This window comes from Streptomyces sp. NPDC058221 (genome assembly GCF_042882365.1).
Lineage (GTDB): Bacteria > Actinomycetota > Actinomycetes > Streptomycetales > Streptomycetaceae > Streptomyces.
In genome coordinates this window covers 1-2,032 of sequence record NZ_JBHVWF010000305.1, presented here as the reverse complement: position 1 = coordinate 2,032, position 2,032 = coordinate 1, and the positions used below count along the sequence as shown (strand labels likewise).

The 2,032-nt window shown below is 66.3% G+C and carries 3 protein-coding genes; all 3 read left to right on the top strand.

All coding sequences use genetic code 11. From position 1 onward, the window contains the following. The first annotated feature begins 218 nt into the window (after positions 1-218). Positions 219-1,475 (top strand): IS256 family transposase, encoded by a 1,257-nt coding sequence (locus ACFVW8_RS39040; protein WP_389698791.1) that lies wholly within the window; start codon positions 219-221, stop codon positions 1,473-1,475. Beyond that, positions 1,472-1,783 (top strand): hypothetical protein, encoded by a 312-nt coding sequence (locus ACFVW8_RS39035; protein ID WP_389698790.1) that lies wholly within the window; start codon positions 1,472-1,474, stop codon positions 1,781-1,783. The genes ACFVW8_RS39040 and ACFVW8_RS39035 overlap by 4 nt, the downstream gene beginning before the upstream one ends. 21 nt (positions 1,784-1,804) lie before the next feature. Continuing rightward, a partial coding sequence (locus ACFVW8_RS39030; RefSeq protein ID WP_389698788.1) for a transposase occupies positions 1,805-2,032 on the top strand: 228 nt, incomplete at its 3' end.

Sequence of the window (2,032 nt, the reverse complement as noted above, 5' to 3'; positions counted from 1 at the left end):
CCCGTACTGGCGGGCGGTCTACGACTTCTTCCGCCGCTGGCGGTCCTACGACTACGTGCGTGAGCTGTACGAACGCCTGCGACGCTCGGCGAGGGGAGCAATGCTCAAGACCTGTGGATCGACATCAGGTCGAACGCGAAGGGCGTACTTTCCCGAGTGGTCGATTGATGGTCATCGAGTAGGCCGGTGCTGCGAACACCGGTCGGGAAGGCACGCCCGTGCTCAGCGTAGTCAACGCCGACGGCAGCACCGCCAACAGCTCCTCGCTCATCGACGAGATCGTCCGGGAGGGTGCGAGGCGGATGCTGGCCGCGGCCTTGGAGGCCGAGGTCAACACCTATCTAGCCGAGTTGGCTGATCAGCGGGATGAGATGGGTCGTCGTCTGGTGGTCCGCAACGGCTATCACCAGCCCCGTTCACTGACCACCGCGGCTGGGACGGTCGAGGTGAAAGCGCCGCGGGTGAACGACAAGCGCGTCGATGAGGCGACGGGTGAGCGCAGACGGTTCTCCTCGGCGATCCTGCCGCCCTGGGCCAGGAAGTCCCCGAAGATCAGCGAAGTTCTGCCACTGCTCTACCTGCACGGCCTGTCCTCCGGAGACTTCGTGCCCGCGCTCGAGCAGTTCCTGGGCTCCTCGGCCGGCCTGTCCCCGGCCACGGTGACTCGCCTCACGCAGCAGTGGCAGGCCGACCACAAGGCATTCGGCGAGCGTGATCTGTCCGCCACCGACTACGTCTATGTCTGGGCCGACGGCATCCAACTGCGCATACGCCTCGAAGAGGCGAAGGCCGCCGTCCTGGTCGTCATGGGCGTTCGGGTGGACGGCACGAAGGAGCTGATCGCGATGGCGGACGGCTACCGGGAATCATCGGAGTCCTGGGCGAGTCTGCTGCGGGACTGCCAGCGGCGCGGCATGCGCGCTCCCGCCTTGGCCGTCGGCGACGGCGCCCTCGGCTTCTGGAACGCCATCAACGAGGTCTTCCCCGAAACCCGCCACCAAAGATGCTGGGTTCACAAGACGGCCAACTGCCTCGACAGCCTGCCGAAGTCGGCCCAGCCCGCGGCGAAAAAGGCCATTCAGGACATCTGCAACGCCGAAGACAAGGAGCACGCGGCCGCCGCGGTCAGGGCGTTCGCCAAGCAGTACGGGGCGAAGTTCCCCAAGGCCGTCAAGAAGATCGTCGATGACGAGGATGAGCTGCTGGCGTTCTACGACTTCCCCGCCGAACACTGGATTCACCTACGCACCACCAACCCCATTGAGTCGACCTTCGCGACCGTCCGACTGCGGACGAAGGTCACCAAGGGGGCCGGCTCCCGAGCCGCTGCCCTGGCGATGGTCTTCAAGCTCGTCGAGTCCGCCCAGGCCCGCTGGCGAGCCGTGAACGCACCCCACCTCGTCGCCCTCGTCCGCGCCGGGGCCCACTTCGAACGCGGCCAGCTTGTCGAACGCCCTGAGATCATGGCGGCGTGACGATGACTCCAGCGGAAGCACCCAGCCCCGAGGTCCAGATCGTGCAGGTGGATGCCACTGGCACCGCTCTCCTGGCTGTCGTCGTGCGATGCCTGGCGACCACGCGGCTGGGCGCGCGCTTCCGCTGCACCAGTCCGGACGGACAAGCCGTCGACCTGGAACTGGCGGAGATTCGCCGCTACCCCCAGGTGCCAGTCGACGAGGTGGACCCGCCTCACGGCGCCCGTCTTGTCCTCACCGGTGCTGGAGCGGACGATCTCCATTTCAAGCCCGGGGACGTCCTGCGGGGCACCAACCCGACCCCCTGATCAAGCATCAATCCACAGGTCTTGACAATTACTCCGGCGAGGGAACGCTCAGGCCGCAACACCGAGCCCAGTGGGGGGATCATCGACAGTCAGTCGGTGGACGCCTCCGAGACCGTCGGTGAGGACAGCCGTGGATACGACGGCGGCAAGTCACGTGACGGGCGCAAACGTCACATCCTGACCGACACCGAGGGCCTGCTCCTGGAAGTGACCGTGACTCCGGCCGATGTGCACGATTCCAAAGCCGCC